General features: G+C 63.0%; 17 protein-coding genes. 7 read left to right on the forward strand and 10 right to left on the reverse strand.

The window, feature by feature from the left end; genetic code table 11:
• Positions 1–7: 7 nt before the first annotated feature.
• A complete protein-coding gene (locus tag HU749_RS19725) occupies positions 8–1,705 on the reverse strand; it encodes a glutamine--tRNA ligase/YqeY domain fusion protein (protein ID WP_079304581.1) in 1,698 nt (565 codons plus the stop codon).
• A gap of 249 nt (positions 1,706–1,954) precedes the next feature.
• Between HU749_RS19725 and HU749_RS19730 the strand changes: the two genes are divergently transcribed.
• Together HU749_RS19730 and HU749_RS19735 are read left to right on the forward strand one after the other, a co-directional pair.
• Entirely contained in the window at positions 1,955–2,458 is a 504-nt protein-coding gene (locus HU749_RS19730) for a peptidylprolyl isomerase (protein ID WP_014337533.1), read from the forward strand.
• Positions 2,455–3,204, forward strand: a complete 750-nt coding sequence (locus HU749_RS19735; protein ID WP_095962805.1) for a UDP-2,3-diacylglucosamine diphosphatase — start codon at positions 2,455–2,457, stop codon at positions 3,202–3,204. The genes HU749_RS19730 and HU749_RS19735 overlap by 4 nt, the downstream gene beginning before the upstream one ends.
• Before the next feature lie 151 nt (positions 3,205–3,355).
• On the opposite strand, the gene HU749_RS19740 is transcribed toward HU749_RS19735, so the two are convergent.
• From HU749_RS19740 to HU749_RS19770, 7 genes are all read right to left on the reverse strand, one after another.
• A complete protein-coding gene (locus tag HU749_RS19740) occupies positions 3,356–4,885 on the reverse strand; it encodes a DHA2 family efflux MFS transporter permease subunit (RefSeq protein WP_046064598.1) in 1,530 nt (509 codons plus the stop codon).
• Between the two features lie 243 nt (positions 4,886–5,128).
• Positions 5,129–6,325, reverse strand: coding sequence for an HlyD family secretion protein (locus HU749_RS19745; protein ID WP_095962804.1), 1,197 nt, complete (start codon positions 6,323–6,325; stop codon positions 5,129–5,131).
• Positions 6,326–6,340: 15 nt separating this feature from the next.
• A complete protein-coding gene (locus HU749_RS19750; protein ID WP_046064596.1) occupies positions 6,341–7,810 on the reverse strand; it encodes an efflux transporter outer membrane subunit in 1,470 nt (489 codons plus the stop codon).
• Positions 7,807–8,280, reverse strand: coding sequence for a MarR family winged helix-turn-helix transcriptional regulator (locus HU749_RS19755; protein WP_186651512.1), 474 nt, complete (start codon positions 8,278–8,280; stop codon positions 7,807–7,809). Before HU749_RS19755 ends, HU749_RS19750 begins: the two co-directional genes overlap by 4 nt.
• A 158-nt stretch (positions 8,281–8,438) precedes the next feature.
• Positions 8,439–12,125 carry a translocation/assembly module TamB domain-containing protein gene (locus HU749_RS19760; RefSeq protein ID WP_186651514.1) on the reverse strand — a complete coding sequence of 1,229 codons (3,687 nt, stop codon included), beginning with the start codon at positions 12,123–12,125 and terminating at the stop codon, positions 8,439–8,441.
• Positions 12,122–13,849 carry an autotransporter assembly complex protein TamA gene (locus tag HU749_RS19765; protein WP_202888917.1) on the reverse strand — a complete coding sequence of 576 codons (1,728 nt, stop codon included), beginning with the start codon at positions 13,847–13,849 and terminating at the stop codon, positions 12,122–12,124. The genes HU749_RS19760 and HU749_RS19765 overlap by 4 nt, the downstream gene beginning before the upstream one ends.
• A 65-nt stretch (positions 13,850–13,914) precedes the next feature.
• Positions 13,915–14,565, reverse strand: coding sequence for a GNAT family N-acetyltransferase (locus HU749_RS19770; RefSeq protein ID WP_014337525.1), 651 nt, complete (start codon positions 14,563–14,565; stop codon positions 13,915–13,917).
• 177 nt (positions 14,566–14,742) lie between these two features.
• Here HU749_RS19770 and xthA point away from each other — a divergent pair, with 177 nt between their 5' ends.
• Both xthA and HU749_RS19780 read left to right on the forward strand, forming a co-directional pair.
• Positions 14,743–15,555 (forward strand): exodeoxyribonuclease III, encoded by an 813-nt coding sequence (gene xthA, locus HU749_RS19775; protein WP_079304595.1) that lies wholly within the window; start codon positions 14,743–14,745, stop codon positions 15,553–15,555.
• A 226-nt stretch (positions 15,556–15,781) separates the two neighbouring features.
• Positions 15,782–17,116: a substrate-binding domain-containing protein gene (locus HU749_RS19780; protein WP_186651516.1), complete on the forward strand. Its 1,335-nt coding sequence runs from the start codon at positions 15,782–15,784 to the stop codon at positions 17,114–17,116.
• 601 nt (positions 17,117–17,717) lie between these two features.
• Here the strand turns inward: HU749_RS19780 and HU749_RS19785 are convergent.
• The gene (locus HU749_RS19785) at positions 17,718–18,953 is read right to left on the reverse strand and encodes a M20/M25/M40 family metallo-hydrolase (protein WP_437127821.1); all 1,236 of its coding nucleotides are present in this window, start codon (positions 18,951–18,953) and stop codon (positions 17,718–17,720) included.
• An 88-nt stretch (positions 18,954–19,041) separates the two neighbouring features.
• Positions 19,042–20,127, reverse strand: coding sequence for a diguanylate cyclase (locus HU749_RS19790; protein ID WP_046064589.1), 1,086 nt, complete (start codon positions 20,125–20,127; stop codon positions 19,042–19,044).
• 296 nt (positions 20,128–20,423) lie between these two features.
• Between HU749_RS19790 and HU749_RS19795 the strand changes: the two genes are divergently transcribed.
• The 3 genes from HU749_RS19795 to glcE all read left to right on the forward strand — a co-directional run bounded on the left by HU749_RS19795 (position 20,424) and on the right by glcE (position 24,064).
• Positions 20,424–21,353, forward strand: a complete 930-nt coding sequence (locus HU749_RS19795) for an alpha/beta fold hydrolase (RefSeq protein ID WP_095962798.1) — start codon at positions 20,424–20,426, stop codon at positions 21,351–21,353.
• Between the two features lie 153 nt (positions 21,354–21,506).
• Positions 21,507–23,006, forward strand: coding sequence for a glycolate oxidase subunit GlcD (gene glcD / locus HU749_RS19800; RefSeq protein ID WP_046064587.1), 1,500 nt, complete (start codon positions 21,507–21,509; stop codon positions 23,004–23,006).
• On the forward strand, positions 23,006–24,064 hold the full coding sequence (glcE, locus tag HU749_RS19805) for a glycolate oxidase subunit GlcE (protein ID WP_095962797.1): 1,059 nt from the start codon (positions 23,006–23,008) through the stop codon (positions 24,062–24,064). Before glcD ends, glcE begins: the two co-directional genes overlap by 1 nt.
• Position 24,065: the final 1 nt, after the last annotated feature.

Raw genomic sequence — 24,065 nt, forward strand, 5'->3', positions numbered from 1 at the left:
GACTTGATCACTGACCCCAGGAATCGCGCAAGGTCACGGTACGGTTGAATACCGGAGCACCGGGTTTCGAGTCCTTGATATCCGCGCAGAAGTAACCTTCGCGCTCGAACTGGAAACGGTCTTCCGGCTGTGCGTTGCCCAACGAAGGCTCGGCACGACAACCAGTGAGTACTTGCAGGGAGTCAGGGTTGATGTTGTCCAGGAAGCTGGCGCTGTCTTCGGCCTTTTCCGGGTTCGGCGAACGGAACAGGCGATCGTACAGGCGCACTTCGCACTCGACGCTGGCGGCGGCCGGCACCCAGTGGATCACGCCCTTGACCTTGCGACCTTCCGGGTTCTTGCCCAGGGTGTCGGGATCGTACGAGCAACGCAGTTCGACGATGTTGCCGTCGGCGTCCTTGATGGCCTCGTCGGCGCGGATCACGTAGCTGCCACGCAGGCGCACTTCACCGGCAGGTTCCAGGCGCTTGTAGCCTTTTGGCGGCTCTTCCATGAAGTCGTCACGGTCGATGTAGATTTCCCGGGCGAACGGCAGGACGCGCACGCCCATGTCTTCTTTCGGGTGGCGCGGCAGCTCGAGGTTCTCGACCTGGCCTTCCGGGTAATTGGTGATCACGACTTTCAGCGGACGCAGCACGCACATGGCGCGCGGGGCGCTGTGGTCGAGGTCGTCACGGATGCTGAATTCCAGCATGCCGAAGTCCACCACGCCGTCGGAACGGTTGGTGCCGACCATTTCGCAGAAATTGCGGATCGACTTGGGCGTGTAGCCGCGACGACGGAAGCCCGACAGCGTCGACATGCGCGGGTCGTCCCAGCCGTTGACGTGTTTCTCGTCCACCAGTTGCTTGAGCTTGCGCTTGCTGGTGATGGTGTAGTTCAGGTTCAGGCGGCTGAATTCGTACTGGCGCGGGGTGGCCGGCACCGGCAGGTGCTCGAGGAACCACTCGTACAACGGACGATGGCTTTCGAACTCCAGGGTGCAGATCGAATGTGTGATGCCTTCGATGGCGTCCGACTGGCCGTGGGTGAAGTCATAGTTGGGGTAGATGCACCATTTGTCGCCGGTCTGGTGGTGATGGGCGTGACGGATGCGGTACATGATCGGGTCGCGCAGGTTCATGTTCGGCGAAGCCATGTCGATCTTGGCACGCAGCACCCGTGCGCCGTCCGGGAACTCACCGGCGCGCATGCGGGCGAACAGGTCCAGGTTCTCTTCCACGCTGCGGTCACGGTACGGGCTGTTCTTGCCCGGCTCGGTCAGGCTGCCACGGTATTCCTTGGCCTGCTCGGGGGTCAGGTCGCACACGTAGGCGTTGCCGGCCTTGATCAGTTCCACGGCCCAGTCGTGCAACTGGTCGAAATATTGCGAGGCGTAGCGCACCTCACCGGACCATTGGAAACCCAGCCACTTGACGTCGCTTTCGATCGCGTCGATGTATTCCTGGTCTTCCTTGGCCGGGTTGGTGTCGTCGAAACGCAGGTGCGTGACGCCGCCGAACTCCTGGGCCAGGCCGAAGTTCACGCAGATCGACTTGGCATGGCCGATGTGCAGGTAGCCGTTGGGTTCTGGTGGGAAGCGAGTGACGATCTGTGTGTGCTTACCCGAGTCCAGGTCCGCCTGGATGATCGGGCGCAGGAAGTTGACCGGCACGGCCGGGCCGGTCTTGGAATTCGAGGTAGGGTCGACAGTGGGCTTGCTCATAGGATCCTTGAACAGACAAGTGCGCGGCCGGGTGCGGCCTGATAAATCAAAGCCCGTATCATAGCCGATGCTGTCAAGCACCTGACAGGCCAGGCCGGCAAACGATTGAATTTAATCGACGGCCAGATGAAAAACAGCCTCGAAATTCGTGCCCGGCACGCTAAACTGCCCAGCCTGGCCGATTACAGCCAGACCGGTTGCGGGCAGTGAAGCCCCGAAACCCACGAATTCCTTGAAAGAGTACCGATCATGAGCAAAGTCAAACTGACCACCAACCACGGTGACATCGTTCTGCAACTGAATGCCGAGAAGGCGCCGCTGACCGTGGCCAACTTCATCGAGTACGTCAACGCCGGCCACTACGAAAACACCGTGTTCCACCGCGTCATCGGCAACTTCATGATCCAGGGCGGCGGTTTCGAGCCAGGCATGAAGGAAAAGAAAGACAAGCGCCCAAGCATCCAGAACGAAGCCGACAACGGCCTGCCGAACAAAAAGTACAGCGTTGCCATGGCCCGTACCATGGAGCCGCATTCGGCCTCCGCGCAGTTCTTCATCAACGTGGCGGACAACAGCTTCCTGAACCACAGCGCCAAGACCGTACAGGGTTGGGGCTATGCAGTGTTCGGTGAAGTGATCGAAGGCACCGACGTGGTCGACAAGATCAAAGGCGTCGCCACCACGTCCAAGGCCGGCCACCAGGACGTCCCGGCAGAAGACGTGATCATCGAGAAAGCCGAGATCGTTGAGTGATATTGCTGATTTCAGACTTGCATCTGGAAGAGGAGCGCCCGGACATCACCCGGGCGTTTCTGGATTTACTCGCCACACGCGCCCGCTCGGCGCAAGCGTTGTACATTCTGGGCGACTTTTTCGAAGCCTGGATCGGCGACGATGCCATGACGCCGTTCCAGCGTTCCATCTGCCAGGCCCTGCGCGAATTGAGCGACAGCGGCACGGCCATCTTCCTGATGCACGGCAATCGCGACTTCATGCTGGGGCAGGCCTTTTGCAAAGCGGCCGGCTGCACCCTGCTCAAGGACCCGAGTGTCGTGCAGTTCAACGGCGAGCCGGTGCTGCTGATGCACGGCGACAGCCTCTGCACCCGCGACGAAGGCTACATGAAGCTGCGGCGCTGGCTGCGCAATCCGGTGACGCTGTTCATCCTGCGGCACCTGCCGCTGGGCAGCCGCCAGAAACTGGCGCGCAAACTGCGCAGCGAAAGCCGCACGCAGACACGCATGAAAGCCAATGACATCGTCGACGTCACGCCCGAAGAGATCCCGCGGATCATGCAGCAATACGGCGTGAAGACCTTGATCCACGGCCACACCCATCGTCCCGCCATCCACAAGTTGCAACTGGGCGAACACGCCGCCCGGCGCATTGTGCTGGGGGATTGGGACAAGCAAGGCTGGGCGTTGCAGGTGGACGAACAGGGCTTTGCGTTGGCGCCGTTTGGGTTTGGTAATGCGCAGTTGGCGTTGCCAGGGACCTAAAGCCCGCAGATCTCCTTTGTGGGCGCGAGCCTGTGGGAGCAAAGCTTGCTCGCGATGAACGATGACACGGTCTTGCAGTTGAACCATGTCGCCTGCATCGCGGGCAAGCCTTGCTCCCACAGGTACGCTCCCGCAGGGTTTTGTGTGTGGATCAATGCCCCGCCGATGCAGGCCCAGCCTTCGCCGCAAACGGCGGCTTCGCCAGCCACACCAGCACGATCAACCCCATGAATGCCCACCCCAGCAGCGTGAAGTAATCCACGGTGGAGAGCATGTACGCCTGGCTGTTGAGGATCTGGTCGAGCTGGGCATAGGCCGGGGCACTCGCGCCGCCGAGCTGGTTGAGTGCCTCGCGGGTGGCCGGCTCGAAGGTGCTGATGCTTTCACTCAAGTAGGCGTGATGTTGGTCGGCCCGGCGGATCCAGATCCAGGTGGTCAGGGACGCGGCAAAGCTGCCGCCCAGGGTCCGCAGGAACGTCGCCAGCCCCGCGCCGTCGGCAATTTGGTGCGGCGGCAGGTCCGACATCAGGATGCTCAGGGTCGGCATGAAGAACAGCGCCACGCCGATGCCCATGAACAACTGCACCAGCGCAATGTGCTGGAAATCCACCTCGTTGGTGAACCCGGCGCGCATGAAGCAGCTCAGGCCGATGGCCAGGAACGCCAGCCCGGCCAACACGCGCAGGTCGAACCGGTGGGCGTACTTGCCGACGAAAGGCGACATCAGCACCGGCAGGATACCGATGGGCGCCACCGCCAGCCCGGCCCAGGTGGCGGTGTAGCCCATCTGTGTCTGCAACCACTGCGGCAGGATCAGGTTGATGCCGAAGAACCCGGCGTAGCCCCCCACCAGCACAATGGTGCCGATGCGAAAGTTGCGATAGGCGAACAGCCGAAGATTGACCACCGGATGACGGTCGGTCATTTCCCAGATCACGAACACCGCCAGGGCAATGATCGAAATCAGCGCACCGATGATGATGAAGTTCGATTCGAACCAGTCCAGGTCGTTGCCTTTGTCGAGGATCACCTGGAGCGCGCCGACCCCGATGATCAGCGTGATCAGCCCCACGTAGTCCATTGGTTGATGGCTGGTGACCACCGGCCGCGCCTTGAGCTGCTGTTTCACCACGAGCGTCGCGAAGAGGCCGATGGGCACGTTAATGAAGAAAATCCACGGCCAGCTGTAGCTGTCGGTGATCCAGCCACCGAGGATCGGCCCGGCAATCGGCGCCACCACCGTGACCATCGCCAGCAACGCCAGGGCCATGCCGCGCCTGGCCGGCGGGTACACGGCTATCAGCAAGGTCTGGGTCATCGGGTACAACGGCCCGGCCACCAGCCCCTGGAGCACGCGAAAGCCAATCAGCTCCGGCATCGAGGTGGAAATACCACACAAGAACGAAGCAAGCACGAACAGCATCGTCGCCCACAAAAACAGCTTCACCTCGCCAAACCGCCGGCTCAGCCAGCCGGTGAGCGGCAGGGCGATGGCGTTGCTCACCGCGAACGAGGTGATCACCCAAGTGCCCTGCTCCGAGCTCACGCCCAGGTTGCCGGAAATGGTCGGCAAGGCGACGTTGGCAATGGTGGTGTCGAGCACTTGCATGAACGTCGCCAGCGACAGCCCGATGGTGCTGAGCAACAGGCTGGGCGGCGTGAAAGACGCGTTATTGCTCATTGCGAAAATCCTATGAAGCGAAGATGGCGAAATCCCTTAGGACAAGACCCAAACCCTGTGGGAGCAAGATCCTTAAACCCTGTGGGAGCAAGGCTGTGTGGGAGCAAAGCTTGCTCGCGAAACAGGCGATGCGGTCTTTCAGAAATCAAGGTGACTGTTTCGCGGGCAAGCCTTGCTCCCACAGGGTCTTGCTCCCACACAGCCTTGCTCCCACAGATTTCAGAGGCTGGCCTGCAATTGCGATCAGCGCTGCGCGGTCTTGCTGGCCACCGCGCTGTTGTCATGGATCAGGCGGGCGATCATCGCGTCGGCATCGGCCAACTGCCGGTCGTAGACCTGGGTGCTGAACGACGCTTTCTGCGGTGGCTGTTGGGCCAGTACCGGGCCGCTCTGGTCGTGCAGGTCGACGTTGACCAGGGTCGACAGGCCAACCCGCAGCGGATGCTTGGCCAGCTCCTGGGCATTGATGTGGATGCGCACCGGCACCCGCTGGACGATCTTGATCCAGTTACCGGTGGCGTTCTGCGCCGGTAGCAAGGCAAACGCGCTGCCGGTCCCGGCGCCAAGGCTGTCGATGGTGCCGCTGTACTTCACATCGCTGCCGTACAGGTCGGCTTCGATGTCCACCGGCTGGCCGATGCGCATGTCGCGCAGTTGGGTTTCCTTGAAGTTGGCGTCGATCCACAGCTGATCCAGCGGGATCACCGCCATCAACGCCGTACCCGGCTGCACCCGTTGGCCCAGTTGCACGGTGCGCTTGGCGACATAACCGGTAACCGGTGCGATCAAGGTACTGCGGGCGTTGGCCAGGAAGGCCTGGCGCAACTGCGCGGCGGCGGACTGCACGTCGGGATGGGACGACACCACGGTATCGTCCACCAAGGCGCTGGTGGTCTTGAGCTGTTGCCGGGCATTGGCCAAGGCGTTCTGCGCCGAGGTCAGGTCATCCCGGGCGTGAGACAGTTCCTCCTTGGAAATCGCCCCGCCGGCCGCCAGGTTCTTGCGTCGGCTGTAGTTTTCCTGGGCCTTCTGCACTTCGGCCTCTTGCGCATTGACCTGCGCCCGCATGCCATCGACATTGCTGTACAAACCACGCACCTGGCGCACGGTCCGGGCCAGGTTGGCCTGAGCACTTTGCAGCCCGACTTCGGCGTCGTTCGGGTCGAACTGCACCAGCACCTGGCCTTCACGCACCAGGTCGCCGTCGTCGGCCCCGATGCTCACCACGGTGCCGGTGACCAGCGGCGTGATTTCCACCACGTTGCCGTTCACATAGGCATCGTCGGTGCTTTCGCTCCAGCGACCATACAGTTCGTGCCAGGCCCAGACGCCCAGGCCCGAAAGAATGACCAGCAGCGTCAGTGTCAGCAGCATGACCTTGCGCTTGCGTGGGTGGCTGTCTTGCGCATGTTCGGATTGAGTCGTTTCGGCAGTCGCCATGACAAGTACCTCGAATCAGTTATTTGGCGTGGTAGAGGCCGGGGTGGCCGCCGCCAGGGTCTGGGCCTCGAAACCACCGCCCAGGGCCTGCATCAGTTGGATCGACAAATCGATCTGCTCGGCATTCAGGTTCGCCAGTTGGCGCTGGGCCTGGAGCAATTGCTGCTCGATGCTCAGCACGTCCAGGTAATTTCCGATGCCCGAGCCGTAGCGCTGGACCACCGTGTCGTAGGAGCTCTGTGCGATATCGGTGGCATGTTGCTGGGCGCCGATCTGGCGAGCGATGTCACGCAATTGGTTAATGGTGTCGCTGACATCGCCAAGGGCCGTGACCAGGCTCTTGTTGTACTGCGCCACCGCCAGGTCGTAATCGGCGTCCCGGGCATCCAGGTCCGCCCGCAAGCGGCCGCCGTCGAAGATCGGCAGCGACACCGTTGGCCCCACATTGAAGAAGCGACTGGCCGAACCGAACATCGCATCGCCCAGCAACGAGCGGGTTCCGGCGGCTGCGCTCAAGTTGAGATTGGGGTAGAAGTTGGTCTTGCCGGCCTCGATGTCCTTGCTCGCCGCCTCGACCCGCCAACGTGCCGCGACCAGGTCCGGACGCCGCCCCAGCAACTCGGCCGGCAGGTTCGATGGCAAAGCGACCGCGCTGGCTTGCAGCACGTTGGGCCGGGCGATTTCACTGCCGCGATCCGGGCCTTTGCCCAGCAGCACCGCCAGGGCGATCTTGGCGCTTTGCAGGCGTTTCTCCGCGTCGATCAGGGTTGCATCGGCGCTGGCTTCCAGGCTTTCGGTCTGCTGGAACTGATATTCGCTGTCGATCCCGGCAGTGAGACGGCGTTTGCCCAGGTCGAGCATCTGCCGGGTGCGCTTGAGGTCCTCGGCGGCCAGGTCATAAATGATGTGGGCCTGGCCCAGGTCGCTGTAGGCCCGGGCCACGTCGGCGGCCAGGGTCAACTGCGCGGCCTGGCGATCGATCTCGGCGGCGCGGGCCTGGCCGAGGGCGGCTTCCCAGGCGGCACGCTGGCCACCCCAGAGGTCGAAGTTGTAATTGAAGTCCACACCTAACGTGCGCAGGGTGCTGTACGCCCCGCCCTGCCCTTGCGGGTCCTGGTCACGGGACAGGCGCGAACGACTGGCGCCGCCACTGGCATCCAGGGTCGGCAGGCGCGCCGCGTTGGCGGCGTAGGCGGCGGCACTGGCCTGATGCACCCGGGCACTGGCGATCTGCATGTCCGGGCTATCGCGCAGGGCTTCACGGATCAGGCCGTCGAGTTGTGGGTCGCCGAGGCTTTTCCACCAATCGCTTTTTGGCCACGCGGCCGGCGACAGCGTGACACCGTTCAGGGATTGCCCGGCCTTGAGGCTCTGGGCCTCGAGGCTGACGCCTTCGGTCTTCAGGCCGCTGTAGCTGGCACAGCCCGCCAGGCTCATGGCCAAGACCACCAGGCTTAATCGGGTACGCAAGGTTTTACGCTTCATTTTCCCCCCATTCGCGACACGACGATGGGATCACCGGCGGCGAGCAGAATTTTCTTGAGAATCTGTTCGAGGGTTTGCAGCTCCTCGGGGCTGATGGCGCAGGCCAACTGGTTCATGGCCTCGGCGCCGATAAACGGCAGGCGGTCGGCGAGGGCCTGCCCGGCTTCGGTCAGCACCAGGCGCACTTGCCGGCGGTCTTGGGCGGAGCGTTCACGGGCCAGGAAACCTTTCTGCTCCAGGCGATCGAGCATCCGAGTCATCGAGCCGCTGTCCAGGGACAGGTACCGGCACAGCTCGGCGGGCGTGTCGATGCCGTACTGGGCCATGATGATCAACACCTTGAACTGCGCGGCGGTGATGCCGACGGGTTCCATGTGGGTGTCGATGATCCGGTCCTTGAGCAGCGCGGTACGGCCGAGCAGCATGCCGAGATGGCAATTGTGAAAGTTGTCTGGGGTGAAATGCTTCATCTGACCACCGTTTGCTGCCTAGGCAGTGAATGTGTGTCGAGATATTACTGCTTAGGCAGCAAATGTCAAACAAATAGTTAGCTTGCTATCCACATAAATTGTGTGGGAGCTGGTCCTGTGGGAGCAAGCTCAGCTTTCATAGGATTGGGGGGACGGGGTTAGAAATCGCGTTTGTAGAAGATGTCCAACGAGCTGGCGACGCCGCTCGCGGCTTCGAGGTAAACCTTCTTGCTGAGCTTGTAGCGCAGGGCGATGGTGTTGGCCGGTTCGAACACACCAACGCCGTAGCGCAGGCTGAGTTTTTCCGACAGGTTGCCGCTGGCGACCACGCTGGTGGCATTGCCGCTGCCCTGGGTGTCGAGCTGGAAATCCTCGATCCCCAGGTTATTGGCCAGGCTGGTGGTCACCCCCGAGCTGCCCATCAACCCCAGGCCCAACGCCGCCTGGGCGAGCATGTTGTTGTCCTCGCCGGTGGTGCTCAGTGGCCGGCCCAGTACCAGATAGGACAATGCCTGCTCCTGGCTCATGGCCGGTTCCGAGAAGATTTGCGTGGCCGGTTGCTCGGCGCTGCCGCTCAAGCGGATGCCGGCGATCACGTCGTCGGTCTGGCGGATCGCTTCGATGTCCAGGTAGGGCTGGTCGATGGGCCCGGCAAACAGCAGCCGCGCCCGTCGCACCGTCAGCCGTTGCCCGTAGGCCCGATAACGACCGTCGTTGAGCCAGAGCTCGCCGCGGGTGTCCATGTTGTCACCGATGTGGACCTGGCCCTGCACGTTGGCGGTCAGGCCGAAACCCGAGAACGCGAGTTTGTCCTGGCCGACGATCACGTCGATGTCCATCGCCATGGCCAGCGGCGCCTTGCCCTCTTCGGTCTGGTGACCGACGATCACCGTGTCATCCGAGACCTTGACGGTGGACGGCGGCAATTCGCGGACGGTGATCTCGCCTTTGGGCACCAGGACCTTGCCGGCAATGGAAAGCCGCTCACCCTGCATTGTGATGCTCAGGTCCGGCGCCACGTCGAGCACTGCATAAGGCTCGACGGTGACTGGCAGTTGCGAGCCCTTGAGGGCCAGGTTCATGGTCAGGGCGTCGCCCCAGCCGATGTTGCCGTTCAAGCTGCCCTGCCCGCTCTTGCCACTTTTCCAATTGCCATTGAGCCGCACCGTTTCGCCGGTAATCGTTGCCCGCATCTGCAAGGCTTCGAGGCTGACCGGCAGCTCAGGGCCAGACACTTCGCCGTCGCTGAGCACCAGGTTGCCGTTGACCTGGGGCGCGAGCAAACCACCGGACAAGGTCCCGCTGCCGTTCAGGTGACCGGTGAGGGTTTCCACCATCGGCACGAATGGCCGGGCCACGGACAGGTCCAGACCGCTCAGGCGGAACGAGCCGCTGATGGGTTTGCTGGCCGGTATCGGGTTGATTTGTGCCTGGAGCATCAGTTCGCCGAGCCTGGCGCCGACAAAATTCAGGTCGGTGTCGATGCGCTTGGGGGTCAGGCGACTGTTGAGCGTGAGGGTCTGGTAGGGGAAGTCCAGCCATTGCACCTTATCGCCCTCCTTGTCCCGGATTCGTAAAGTACCGCCGCTGGCGTCTACCAGGACCCGGCCATTCGGGCCGCTGGCCAGCAGGTCCAGTTGCAGGTCCGCGTTGAGCCGCCCCTGCCAGGCAAAATCCTTGGGCATCCACTGGGCCAGGCTTTCGATGGGGAACTGCTTGAGGTGATAGCGCAGCTTCGGCTCCGGCATCAGTCGCTGGTCTTCACCGCACAGGCTGGCCTCACCGGAACGCCAGCAATGCGCGCCGACGTTGAGCGTGCCATCGGCCAGGCGCTCCAGTTTCGCCGGGGCTTGCAGGCGCCAGGCTTGGCCGCCGACCTGCACGTCGCCGCTGGCCAGGCGCCCGCGCCAATTGCCTTGGTCGAGCGCGCCATCGAGGGCCAGGGTCGTGTCGAGCTGCGGCCCTTGCAGGTCCAGGTTGAGCTTCTGCTGTTTGATATCGCCCTGGCCGCTGACCGTCAGCACGCCCAGTGACGTTTCGCCGACGCGGATGCCGCTGGCCTTGAGGTCGAGCTTGCCGCGCTGGGCGCTGTCGAGGGTCGCGTCCAGGTTCAGGCTTTGCAGGCGATTGTCCTGGAAAGCCAGTTGCGTGCCTTGCAGGCCGAGCTTGCCTTGGGGGGCCTTGAGCGTGCCGGCGACGTCGACACGGCCGACGACTTGGCCGCGCAATTGCGGCCAGAGCTGCGCCAGGCGTGCGAGCTTGATGTCGATCTGGCCGGTCAGTTTCTCTTGCAGGCTGGCACTGCCGTTGATGCGGTTATCACCCAGGCGAATATCCAGCGCGCTGAGGTTCCACTGCTCGCCGGCGCCGCTGGCCTTGGCCTGGAGCACCGCTGGCTGGCCACGCAGTTTGCCCTTGAGGTCCAGGTCCGCGTCGAGATCGAGGCGGTCGTTCCTCATCATCCCTTTGCTGCGCAACGGCCCGGCCAGGGTCCCAGGCAACTCGCCAAGCCAATACGCCGGGTTGATGGCCGACAGTTGCAGCGCCGTGTCCCAGGCGATGCCCTCGGCAAATTGCAGGCTCAGGTGCCCTTCGGCCTTGCCCTGCCCCGCCGCGAGCTTGAGCTGCGGCAAGTGGATTTGCGTCAGGTCGCCGCTGAACGGGCTGCCCAGGCTGAAGGCCCCGGCGGGTCCGTCCAGCGCAGCCTGGAAGTTGCCCAGGTATTGGCCATCGGTGTAGGAGACTTCGCCGTCGAAGCTGCGCAACGTCACCTGCGGCTCGTCGATCAGCGGATAGAGGCGATGCCAGGGAAAATCCAGCCAGGCGACTTTCGCCTCGGCGCGCAGACCTTCGCGCCAGTCCAATTGGCCGCTGAGTTTCAGGCTTTGCTGATCGCCGGCATCCAGATCCAGGCCGGCGATCTGCGCGCCATTGGCGTCCACCGTGCCTTGCAGCAACAACGCCACCGGCCCTTTTTCGGCGGGCAGCGTCGCCCTGCCGAGCAGTTGATAGCCGTTTTTCAGATCGCCTTCGCCGGTCAATTCCAGCTGATTGAGCAACAACGTGTCGGGCAGATCGGCACTGGCCTTGAAGCCATCGGCGCTGATACGCACCTTGGCGGGCAGGTTGTCCGCCAGCGGTTGCAGTTCACCGCTCAACTGGCCTTGCAGGTAACCACTGCTGTCGGCCTTGAGGTTGAGGATCTTGAGCAGGTTGCCGTCGACTTTCAGGTCCAGGGCCCAGGGCGTGGCACCCGGCGCCGGTAAGGTCAACCGGCCCTCGGCGTTCAACGGCCAGTCGCCGCCCGGCTTGAGCAGGCCGGAGAGTTTCAGGCTCAGCTCATCGCGCTGCAATTGCACCGAATCGATCTGCATGCCCTCGGCGGTCCAATGGGCAACCAATTGCAGGCCCTTGAGCTGCTCGCTACCGTTGAACGACAGGCTGCCGACCTGCACATCGCCCAGCTCGATAGCGAGCGGCAAGTCCAGGTCCGGCAAGCTGATCGGGCCGCTGCTCGGTTCATCGGCAGAGGCTGGCAATTGCAAGGCGACCTGGTCGGCCTTGAGCTGTTCGATGCACAGGGTCATGCGTGCCAGGCACAGCGGCGACCAGGCGAATATCAGCCGATCCACCTCCACCCGACTGGCATCCTGCTGCCACAGCACGTGATCGGCGCTCCACTGCCCGCCCAGCCGGCCCTGGAAATTCTCCACGGTCAGCCCCGGCACCAGGCCGAGGGCCCAGCGGCTGCCGAATGCCGTGCCCAGCACAACGCTCAAGGCCAGCACGACCGCCACCAGCACCCCGGCGAGCGCCAGCAGCGTTATCTTCAAACCACGCGTCACAGCTCAGGCCCCATGGAAAAGTGCAAGCGGATGCCGCCGTCGTCGTCCATCGCATGGGCCAGGTCGAGGCGGATCGGGCCCACCGGCGAAACCCAGCGCACGCCGACGCCCACGCCGGTCTTGAGGCTCGGCAGTTCGAGGCTGTTAAACGAGTTGCCCTGGTCGATGAACGTCGCCACCCGCCATTTTTCCGCGATGGAATATTGATATTCGAGGCTGCCGGCGACCATGTAGCGACCACCGATGCGGTCACCCTCGGCGTTTTCCGGCGACAGGCTCTGGTAGTCATAGCCCCGCACGCTCTGGTCGCCACCGGCAAAAAAGCGCAGGGACGGCGGGATGGATTTGTAGCCATTGGTGGCGCTGCCGCCGATCTGCGCCCGGGCCAGCAAGCGATGCTTGTCGAACACCGTGGTCAGGCCCTTGACCATGGCGGTGCCGTATAAAAGGTTGTTGTCCGAGGCCAGCCCTTCCTTGGCGACCTTGGTGTCGAACTGCAAACGGTAGCCGTTGTGCGGATCGATGCGGTTGTCGCTGCGCAGGTAGGAATAACTCAGGCCCGGCATCAGCAGCGTGCTCAAGCCCGCATCGTCGCCGAGGCGATACTCCTCGCGCTGCCATTTGAGCGACACCACCCGCTGCCAGCCGCTCGGCAACTTGCTGTGCCATTCCGGGCCCACGGTGAGCAGTTTACTGAGGCTGTCGGTGCCGGCCAGTTCTTCATATTGATAACCGCCGGCGTAGCGCATCTTGTCGGTCAGCGGCGGGTCCAGAGGCACGTCGTACCACAGGCCGACGTTCTGCCGGGGCGCCGACACTTCCGCTTCCCAGCCATAGCTGTGGCCCTGGGGGTTGACCCAGTGGCGCGTCCAGTTGGCTTTGGCCCTGGGCCCGACGTCGGTGGAAAACCCCAGGCCCAGGCCCATGGTGCGCGGCTTGCGCGTGTCGAGCTTGACCGCCACCGGGATCACGTTATCGGTGGCGGCGGTGGGCGCGGCATCCACCCGCACGCCTTCGAAATAGCCGCTCGATTGCAGGGCCTGGTTGAGCTCTGCAATGAGTTCGGAGTCGTACGCCGTGCCGGCCTTGAACGGCACCATGCGCTGCAACAGATCTTCGTCGAACGGCGTGTTGCCCTCAAAACTCACCGGGCCCAAGGCATAGCGCGGGCCGCTGTCGTAGATCAGCTCAATGTCGGCGATGCCCGCCTGGGGGTCCACCAAGAGTTTCTGCCGGGTGAAGCGCCCGCTGAAAAAACCATAGCGCGAGGCCTGGTTCTGGATGATCCGCTTGGCGTCTTCGTAACGGCCATGGTTGAGCACCGCACCGGGCTTGAGGGCGGCGTTGCTGGGTACGCGAAAGGCTTTGAGCGATGCCGCGGGGCCGTCGATGCGCACGGTGACGTTGCGCAAATGCACAGGCTCGCCGGGGTCGATGGTCAGCACCAGGCGTGGGTCCTTGCCACCCTTGACCTCACTGTCGATCTGCGGCTGGTAGTAGCCCAGCGCCTGGGCGGCCTTGCGCGCCTGCTCCTCGGCACCACGGCTGAAGCGCAGCAAGGCCTCCTCGTCGCGATCACCCACGCCGCCGATATAACCTTCTACGTTGGCCTTGAGTTCATCGTTGGACGGCTTGACGCGTACTTCCAATTCACTGTTTGCCAGCGCCGCGCAGCTGATGGACAGCAAGAGCGCGCCACTGGTCATTCTTCCTGGGAGGTTCATGGCGCGGATGCTATCACGAGCGTAGGTGCCTGATAGAGCCGGACATTTCGCAAAAGTTCGACCGATTATGCCGTTGCGCTTTGCAGGACCTGCGGGTTGGCGTGGAAGAACACATGCTCGCGGATCGGTCCTACCGCCACTTCGCCGATTTCCTCGTAACCCTGGCGTTTATAAAACTCAAGGTAACGCGGGTTACCGGTGTCCAGCACCACGCCCTGGGAATGCTCATCCACCGCACACCAGTTATGCACCGCTTCGAGCAACTGTTCGCCGAAATGCTTGCCCTGGAACTGTGGGTGCACCCCCAGCAGAGGCAATACATGAACCGCATCCGACGGCAGGCAGGCCAGCACCGCGGCGTGGTATTCCAGGTAGCGCCGGGTGCAACGAAAACCGGTGCTCAAGACCATGCGCAGGCGCCAGGCCCAGCTTTCGGTGATGCCCAGGCGCCGCTGCGGCGGAGCGATCAGGGCGATGCCGATCAGCCGATCGTTGACCAGCAGGCCGATGGCCGGCAGGTCCTGGAGAAAATGCTGCTTGACCAGCTCACGTACCGTGGCCCGTACCCGCTGTTCATAACCGGGACGCTCGGATTCGAACAGGTAGCTGAAGGTCGGCTCATGACGATAGGCCTGGTACAGCAACGAACGGGCTTCACGGGAATAACCGCTGTCGAGCATATGGACGTCGGCGATGGCGGTTGCAGTTTCGGGCATGGCGTTGGATCTCCTGGGGCGAGGCTCGGTGAGGCCCTGCTCTTATTGAGTACGAACCCGATAGGGTCGTGATCGTTCCTACATGCAAAGGACATTAGCAGCGCATTTGTCCTACTGCCACGCTGGCTCCCTTCCCACATGTCAGCTAGCATCGCAGTTTTGCCAGGACAGCCGACCATGAAGATCGTCTCCTTCAACATCAACGGGCTGCGCGCCCGCCCCCATCAGTTGGCGGCGCTGATCGAGAAGCACCAGCCGGACGTGATCGGGCTGCAGGAAACCAAGGTCCACGACGAACAATTTCCCCTGGCCGAAGTGCAGGCCCTGGGCTACCACGTGCATTACCACGGGCAAAAGGGCCATTACGGCGTCGCCCTGCTCTCCCGCCAGGCGCCACTGAGCCTGTACAAGGGCTTCGAGGGCGACGACGAGGACGCCCAGCGGCGCTTCATCTGGGGCACCTTCGCCGATGCCAACGGCGTGCCGGTGACCATCATGAACGGTTATTTCCCACAAGGTGAAAGCCGCGACCACCCGACCAAATTCCCGGCCAAGGAACGTTTCTACAGCGATTTGCAGCAACTGCTGGAAAGCCGCTTCAGCAACGACCAGCCGGTGGTGGTGATGGGTGACGTGAACATTTCCCCGGAAGACTGCGACATCGGCATCGGCCCGGACAACATGAAGCGCTGGCTGAAAACCGGCAAATGCAGCTTCCTGCCGGAAGAACGCGAATGGATGGCCCGCCTGAAGAACTGGGGCCTGGTGGACAGCTTCCGTCACCTGAACCCGGACGTCACCGACCGCTTCAGCTGGTTCGACTACCGCAGCCGCGGCTTCGAGGACGAGCCCAAGCGCGGCCTGCGCATCGACCTGATCCTCACCTCCCAGGGCCTGCTGCCACGGGTCAAGGACGCCGGCGTGGACTACGAACTGCGGGGCATGGAAAAACCGTCGGACCATGCGCCGATCTGGTTGCAGTTGAGCTGACTGGCGCACACAAAGCCCCTGTGGGAGCAAAGCTTGCTCGCGATGAACGATGACACGGCCTTTCAGTTGAACCGTGCCGCCTGCATCGCGAGCAAGCTTTGCTCCCACAGAAACTTCTGATGGTGCCCATTGCCCCGCCGCGCCCGACAAGTCGCAACCCTGTCACCTTTCAGTAACCTGACTGACTTAATCTTCCGGCACTTCCTCGGGTTCAACAGGTGTCGGCATGCGGCTGCGCGTTGTTTTTTTCATCGGCCTCTGGCTGCCGTTCATGGCAGCGGCCGGCAATTTGCCCCTTCCCGAACAGGGCCCGGCCCTGCGCCTCCAAGGTTCCAACACCATCGGCGCGGCGCTCGGGCCGGCGCTGGTCAGGGGTTTGATGGAAGATCAGGGGCTGCTCAGGGTCAGCAGCGAAATCACCGGTCACGACAACGAACAGCGCATCGTCGGCCAGACCGCCGATGGCCGGCGGGTGGAAGTGGACATCGCGGCCCACGGCTCCAGCACCGGATTCGCCGCCCTCAAGCAGGGCAACGCCGACCTGGCCGCCTCTTCGCGACCGATCAAGGACAGCGAGCTGAAGGAACTGTCGTCCCTGGGCGACCTGAAAAGTCCCACCGCCGAGCAAGTCATCGCCATTGATGGCCTGGCGATTATTCTTCATCCGCAGAACCCGTTGCGTCAGCTCGATACCGTTCAACTGGCGCGGATCTTCAGCGGCGAGGGGAAAACCTGGGAAGCCGTGGGCGGTGTGGGTGGGCCGATTCATCTGTATGCCCGGGATGAACAGTCCGGCACCTACGATACCTTCAAGGAACTGGTCCTCGGCCGACAGGGCAAACGGCTGGATCCTTCAGCACGGCGCTTCGAATCCAGCGAACAGTTGTCCGACGCTGTCAGCCAGGACCCGCAAGGCATCGGCTTCATCGGTTTGCCCTATGTGCGCCAGGCCAAGGCACTGGCGATTGTCGACGGGGATTCCCAACCCATGTTGCCGTTGAACAACCTGATTGCCACCGAGGACTACCCCTTGTCCCGGCGCCTGTTCTTTTATTTGCCGCCCCAGGCAACCAATTCGTGGGCCGAGGCGCTGGTGGCGTTCACCCAAAGCGACAAAGGCCAGGCCATCGTCGCCGCCAACGGGTTTATCGCTCAAACCGTCCAGGCCATGGCCGTCACGCCGAATGCACTGATGCCCGAGGGTTACCAGGCCCTGAGCCGCCACGCCCAACGCTTGACCGTGAACTTCCGCTTCGAAGAAGGCAGCGCCAGCCTGGACAACAAGGCCCATCAAGACCTGGGCCGCGTGCTCGACTATATAAAGCAGCACGGCAAAACCGATCGACGCGTGACGCTGGTGGGTTTTGGCGACGCCAAGGACGACCCGGCGCGGGCCGACCTTCTGTCCAAACTGCGGGCCATGGCGGTGCGGCGTGAACTGGTCAAATACGGTGTGGCGCTGCGAGAGGTACGGGGCTTCGGCGCATTGATGCCGGTGGCGGCCAACAGCGAGGATGAAGGGCGGGTCAGGAATCGGCGAGTTGAGGTTTGGGTTTACTGAACCTGGTCAAACGGCGCAACACAAATCCCTGTGGGAGCAAAGCTTGCTCGCGATGCAGGCACCTCGGTTCCCCAGGAGACCGCGTCATCTTCATCGCGGGCAAGCCTTGCTCCCACAGCGGGACGGTGCGACGTTTCGCTGAATTCCCTCACCACAAAAACCTGGATGTTTATCACATTAGCCCCGGGGTAGGACCAAGCTCCGTCGTCTTGCGCCATTGCCTACAACTACGCCAGAATCCGCCGGCTTGTGCGCCTTGGGGCCAGGGCTTTATCGTTTCCGGGTCGCTGACGAATCAGCGATCGGGTTTGGTAGCCCGGGTAAAACTGAGGCGCGCAGCTCCGGCATATTCATTATGGCGGCTGTGCGCGGGGCGCCCTTGTGGCGCGCTGGGTTTGCCTTGGTACCCGGTCTACCAACCTGCGTATAGCCGCCACCGAACGATCGAAGCGGCGCAACACAAATCCCAGTGGGAGCAAAGCTTGCTCGCGATGCAGGCGCCTCGGTTCCCCAGGAGACCGCGTCATCTTCATCGCGGGCAAGCCTTGCTCCCACAGCGGGACGGTGCGATGTTTCGATCCTTTAAAAAATGGGCAGCGCGTTATCGTCCAGCCAACTCCATGATCATCCGCGACAGTAGATAGATCCTTGGCACCACACTCTCGACTTCGGCGTATTCCTCCGGCGTATGGATGTTGCCACCCACGATGCCGAAGCCATCCAACGTCGGCGTGCCAACCCCGGCCGACAGGCTGGCATCCGCCGCCCCACCGCTGCCTTCTTCAGTCAGTTTGCGCCCCAGTTCGCCATAGATGCCTTGGGCCATGGCCATCAACCGGTCCGACTCCGCCGTCTGCGGCATCGGTGGCAGGCCGCGCTTGAGGCTGGTGGTGACTTCGGTGTCGGCGATCAACTTGTCCTGTGACACCCGGGCCAGGTCTTTTTCGATGCGGTCGAACTCTTCCGGCACCGCCGCCCGCACATCCGCCTTGGCGCTCGCCTGGTCGGGAATCACATTGGTCCGGTCGCCGGCCTTGATCACCGTGAAGTTGATGGTGGTTTTCTTTTCCGCGTCGCCGAGCTTGCCCAGTTGCAGAAACTGGTGCGCGGCTTCCATCGCCGCATTGCGCCCCAGTTCCGGCGCGACACCGGCGTGGGACGCCTTGCCCTTGACCTCCACCAGCGCCGTGGCACTGCCCTTGCGCCACACCACCAAACCATCGGCCGGGCGCCCCGGTTCAAGGTTGAGGGTCACGTCATGGGCCTTGGCGGTTTTCTTGATCAGGTCGGTGGCGGCGTCCGAGCCGGTTTCTTCGCTGGCGTCGAGCAGGAAAGTAATCTGCGCGTAGTTCTTGAAGTCCTGGTTCTTGAGCACCTTCAGCGCATAGATCCCGGCAACGATGCCGCCCTTGTCGTCCATCACCCCCGGCCCATAGGCCCGGCCATCCTTGATGTGGAAGGGACGCTCGGCGGCCGAGCCTTCCTTGAATACCGTGTCCATGTGGGCCATCAGCAGGATTTTTGCCTTGCCGGTGCCCTTGAGGGTCGCCAGGATGTGCTGGGTGCCGTCCGAGTTGGGCACCTTTTCGATGGTGGCGCCCAACTTCGTCAATTCATCGATCGCAATATCACCGACCTGGGTCAGCCCCGGCACATAGCCTGAGCCGGAGTCGATGTTCACCAAGCGTTCGAGCAGTTTCAGGGCCTCGCCCTTGTACTGTTCGGCGTCGTTCAGGACTTGTTGATGGGGCTGCGCGAAAGCAACGGGGGCGAAGGCGCCGAGGGCCAGGCTCAGGCCGAGACTGACGGCCAGACGGGAGCGAAGAGCGGTCATCATGATGATTTCATCCTTGTTCCGTATCGAAAGAGTGCCATAGGCACCCTACCCGACAACGGGCCAAGGCTCTAGACCGCAGGTGGCCACTTCAAGGGGAAATGACCGATGCCTCCAACGCCTGCCGATGCCGGTAACACGTGACCCGGTTGCGCCCGCCGGTCTTGGCCTCGTAAAGCGCCTGGTCGGCATCATTGAGCCAATGGGTCGCATCGCCATAGGCCGGGTTGAAGGCCGCCAGGCCAATGCTCAGGCTCACCTTCAGCGCCGGGTTCTGTTCATAGCTGAGCGTCGCAAAGCGCTCACGCAAGCCATCCATGGCCTGCACGGCGTTGTGAAGCGTCAGGTCCGGCAGAATCACACAGAACTCGTCCCCGCCATAACGCCCGACCACATCGGCGGCGCGCAGGTTTTGCTTGAGCATCTTGCCAAGCTGGCGCAGCACGATGTCGCCGGCGACATGGCCATAAGTGTCATTGATGGCCTTGAAGTGATCGATGTCGATCAGCGCAATCGCGCCGCGCCCTGCCCCATCATTCGGGTGACGCTGGCAGCGCTGGAACTCCTCGTTGAGGCGATCTTTCCAGGCGCCATGGTTAAGCAAGCCGGTCAGGCTGTCGGTGCGACTCAGGGCCAGCAACTCGCGCTTTTGCCGGCCCAGAGTGTAGGCCTGGCGGTAGCAGAACCAACCCAGCGCCATCGGGTACAGGCACAGCAACGGCAAACAGGCATAGATCTGCGCCGGGCTGGTCATGGGCACGCTGGTCAGCGGGAAGATCAACTCACCCACGACAATGCCGGCCACTTGGGCCAAGGCCCCGATGAGCAGGAAACGCAGGCCGCCAATGGCGACGTTGTTCATCGCCATCATCGCCAGCGTGACGGCTGCGGGCAGCGGGTTGAACTGCATTGCCGCGACCCAGAAGCCGCCAAGCGCCGCATCGATCAATAAATTGAGGTGCTCGGCGTGGTACGGCCTCGAGCAGCGCCGGGCCCACCAGTAGGACAAGTGTGGCCAGAGCAGGCCGTTGAACAGCATGAAACCCCAGACCCACGGAGCAGGTTCGAGGGGAAAGATGGCAGCACTCACCAACAGCAACCCCAGCGTCAGGCCCAGAATGCGCGAAATATAGAGCCTCCTGGCCAGCGTCCGTCCCTTCTTTCCCGTTTTTAGCATAGAAGCCTCTGCACCGCGGGTTTCCCAAGTCATTGGGACGGGGGGTAGCTTGGAGTCTATCAGGGGAGCATCAAATAGCCACTACTGAATGCAGGGGCATTTATTCTCCTTCAAATATCGAGCCCTGCCGCAAATTTTGGCTATACATGAGTCATCCGGCGGCTGTCATGGTTGGTATCAAAGCAAAGCGGCCATGTCATCGCGATGTGCTCGGGTTTCAGCTTCACTTAACACTGTCTGGGTCGTCGGCTCAGACTGGCCGATCACATTCTGTCCCGACCCCTGGAGGGCAAAACATGCTGGTGTTGTGGGTAGTCCTTGCCGTGTTTATCGCCTGGAGCTGGTTGACCTATCCAGGCATCGGTCATGTGTTGTACGACATGGGCATGGCGCTGGAGGCACGTCTCTATCGGTTGCACAAGATCACCGTCCCCATCAGCGAGATGACTGTGTCGACCTGGCAAGGCGGGCCCTATGAGGCGTCCGGCAGCATCCTGATGCTGCATGGCTACAGCGCCGACAAGAATCTCTGGCTGCGCTTTGCCCGACATTTTGTCGGCGACTACCGGGTGCTGGTGCCCGATCTGGCCGGCCATGGCGAAACCGGCTTCAAGGCCGGTGGCGGCTATGACATCCCGACCCAGGCCCGGCGGGTGATCGAATTGCTCGACGCCTGTGGCCTGGACAAGGTCCATGTGATCGGCAATTCCATGGGCGGTTACCTCGCCGCATGGCTGGCGGCCACGTCGCCCGAGCGCGTGCTGACCCTGGCGCTGATCGATCCGGCCGGCGTCACTGCCCCCGAAGCCAGCGACATGGAACGCCACCTGGCCGCCGGGCATAACCCGTTCCTCGTCGACTCGCGGGACGATTTCGCGCCGTTCTACGCAATGACCATGGCCTCCCCGCCCTGGGTGCCCAGCGTGGTGCTGGCGGCAATGGCCGAACGTTACGAACAGCGTCGCGATGAACTGGCGGAGATCTTCGTCGATTTTCGCGCCAGCCCGCCGATGGAACCGCGCCTGGCCGACATCCGCGCCCCATCGCTGCTACTCTGGGGGCGCAAGGACCGGCTGATCGACGTCAGCAGCGTGTCGGTGTGGAGCAAGGGCATCGCCGATTTGCGGGTGGAAATCTGGGACGGTATCGGCCACATGCCCATGGTCGAACGACCGGGGAAAACCGCGGCGCTGTACCGGGAGTTTCTCAAGGGGTTGGGGCAGTGACGGCGAGGCAAAAATAACAAAATGAACCCTATGTGGGAGCGAGCTTGCTCGCGATAGCGGTGACACATTCAACATGAATGCAAGCTGACCCACCGCCATCGCGAGCAAGCTCGCTCCCACAGGGATTCGAGCCGACTCAGAGGTATCGACTTCATGAACATCCTCTACGACGAACACCTCGACGGCCCCTTGCCCAAGGTCGACAAACAGGCCCTGCTTCAAGCCTTGCAGGCACAGATTCCAGACCTGGACATCCTGCACCGCGAGGAAGACCTCAAGCCCTACGAATGCGATGGCCTGTCGGCCTACCGCACCACGCCCCTGCTGGTGGCATTACCCAGGCGCGTCGAGCAGGTGCAAGCGTTGCTCAAGCTCTGCCATGGACAGAATGTGCCGGTGGTCGCCAGGGGCGCCGGAACCGGTCTGTCCGGCGGCGCCCTGCCCCTGGCAAGCGGCGTGTTGCTGGTGATGGCGCGGTTCAACCAGATCCTGCACATCGACCCCGATGCCCGCACCGCACGGCTTCAGCCAGGTGTACGCAACCTGGCGATCTCCCAGGCGGCGGCACCGTTCGGGCTGTATTACGCACCGGATCCCTCATCGCAGATTGCCTGTTCCATCGGCGGCAATGTCGCGGAAAACGCCGGCGGCGTGCATTGCCTCAAGTACGGCCTGACGGTGCATAACCTGTTGAAACTGGAAATCCTCACCGTCGAAGGCGAACGCCTGACCCTGGGCAGCGAAGCCCTGGATTCGCCGGGCCTGGACCTGCTGGCACTGTTCACCGGTTCCGAAGGTTTGCTGGGGGTGATCACCGAAGTGACGGTCAAACTGTTGCCCCGGCCCCAGGTCGCCAAGGTGCTGCTGGCCAGTTTCGATTCGGTGGACAAGGCCGGGCGGGCGGTGGCCGACATCATCGCCGCAGGGATCATCCCCGGCGGCCTGGAGATGATGGACAACCTGGCGATCCGCGCCGCCGAGGACTTCATCCACGCCGGCTATCCAGTGGAAGCCGAAGCGATCCTGCTGTGTGAACTGGACGGGGTCGAGGCCGATGTCCATGACGATTGCGAACGGGTCCGTCAGGTGTTGGAGCAGGCCGGAGCCACCGAGGTGCGCCAGGCGCGGGACGAGGCCGAACGGCTACGGTTCTGGGCCGGGCGCAAGAACGCCTTCCCGGCGGTGGGTCGCCTGGCGCCGGATTATTACTGCATGGACGGCACCATCCCGCGACGCGCCTTGCCCGAGGTACTGCAGCGCATCGCCAGCCTCGGTGCCGAGCATGGCCTGCGCGTCGCCAACGTCTTTCACGCCGGTGACGGCAACATGCACCCGCTGATCCTGTTCGATGCCAACCAGCCCGGCGAACTGGAGCGCGCCGAAACCCTGGGCGGGAAAATCCTCGAACTGTGTGTCCAGGTGGGTGGCAGCATCACTGGCGAACACGGTGTGGGCCGGGAAAAAATCAATCAGATGTGCACGCAATTCAACAGCGACGAACTGAACCTGTTCCACGCGGTAAAAGCAGCGTTCGATCCCCAAGGCCTGCTCAACCCCGGCAAGAATATCCCCACCCTGCACCGCTGCGCCGAGTTCGGTGCCATGCACATCCATGGCGGGCAGTTGCCGTTTCCTGAACTGGAGCGTTTCTGATGAGCCGCGAAGCCGACCAGGACGCCAGCGACCTGCTGCTTGAACAGGTCAATCGCGCCCGGGCCAACGTTACGCCGCTGCGTATCCAGGGTTCGAACAGCAAGGTCTTCCTGGGGCGCGAAGTGGCCGGCGAAGTGCTGGACACCCGTGTGCATCGTGGCATCGTCCACTACGACCCCACCGAGTTGGTCGTCACGGCCCGGGCCGGCACCCCGCTGCGGGAACTGCTTGCCGCCCTCGACGCTGCCGGCCAGCGGCTGCCCTGCGAACCGCCAGCGTTCGGTGACGACGCCACGGTCGGCGGCATGGTCGCCGCCGGGCTGTCGGGGCCGCGTCGCCCGTGGGCCGGCTCGGTGCGAGACTTCGTCCTGGGCACGCGCCTGATCAGCGGCCACGGCACGTTGCTGCGTTTCGGCGGCGAGGTGATGAAAAACGTCGCCGGCTACGACCTCTCGCGCCTGTTGGCCGGCAGTTTCGGTTGCCTGGGGGTGATCACCGAAGTCTCCTTGAAGGTGCTGCCCAAGCCCCGTCACAGCCTGAGCATTCGCCTGGAACTGGACAGCACCGAGGCCCTGGAAAAACTCGCCGAATGGGGCCGTCAGCCCCTGCCCATCAGCGCCGCCAGCCATGACGGCGACTGCCTGCACCTGCGCCTGGAGGGTGGTGAAGGCTCGGTCAGCGCCGCTCATCAGCGTTTCGGTGGCGAGGTGATCGGCGATCAATACTGGACGGCACTCAATGAACATCAGTTGGCCTTCTTCGATGAAGGCTTGCCCCTGTGGCGTCTATCGTTGCCCAACCATACCGGGCCGCTCACCCTGCCCGGCGCGCAGTTGATCGACTGGGCCGGCGCCCAACGCTGGTTGAAAACCGAGGCCGACACGGTGCAAGCCCTGGCCCATGAAGTCGGCGGCCATGCCACCTGCTATCGTCAGGGTGCCAGCGACACAGCGTTCCAGCCACTGGCCCCGGCGCTGCTGCGCTATCACCGGCAACTCAAGGCCCAGCTCGATCCCCTGGGGCTGTTCAATCCTGGTCGGATGTACCCGGAGTTCTAGC

The organism is Pseudomonas ogarae, from assembly GCF_014268695.2.
GTDB classification, from domain to species: domain Bacteria; phylum Pseudomonadota; class Gammaproteobacteria; order Pseudomonadales; family Pseudomonadaceae; genus Aquipseudomonas; species Aquipseudomonas kilonensis.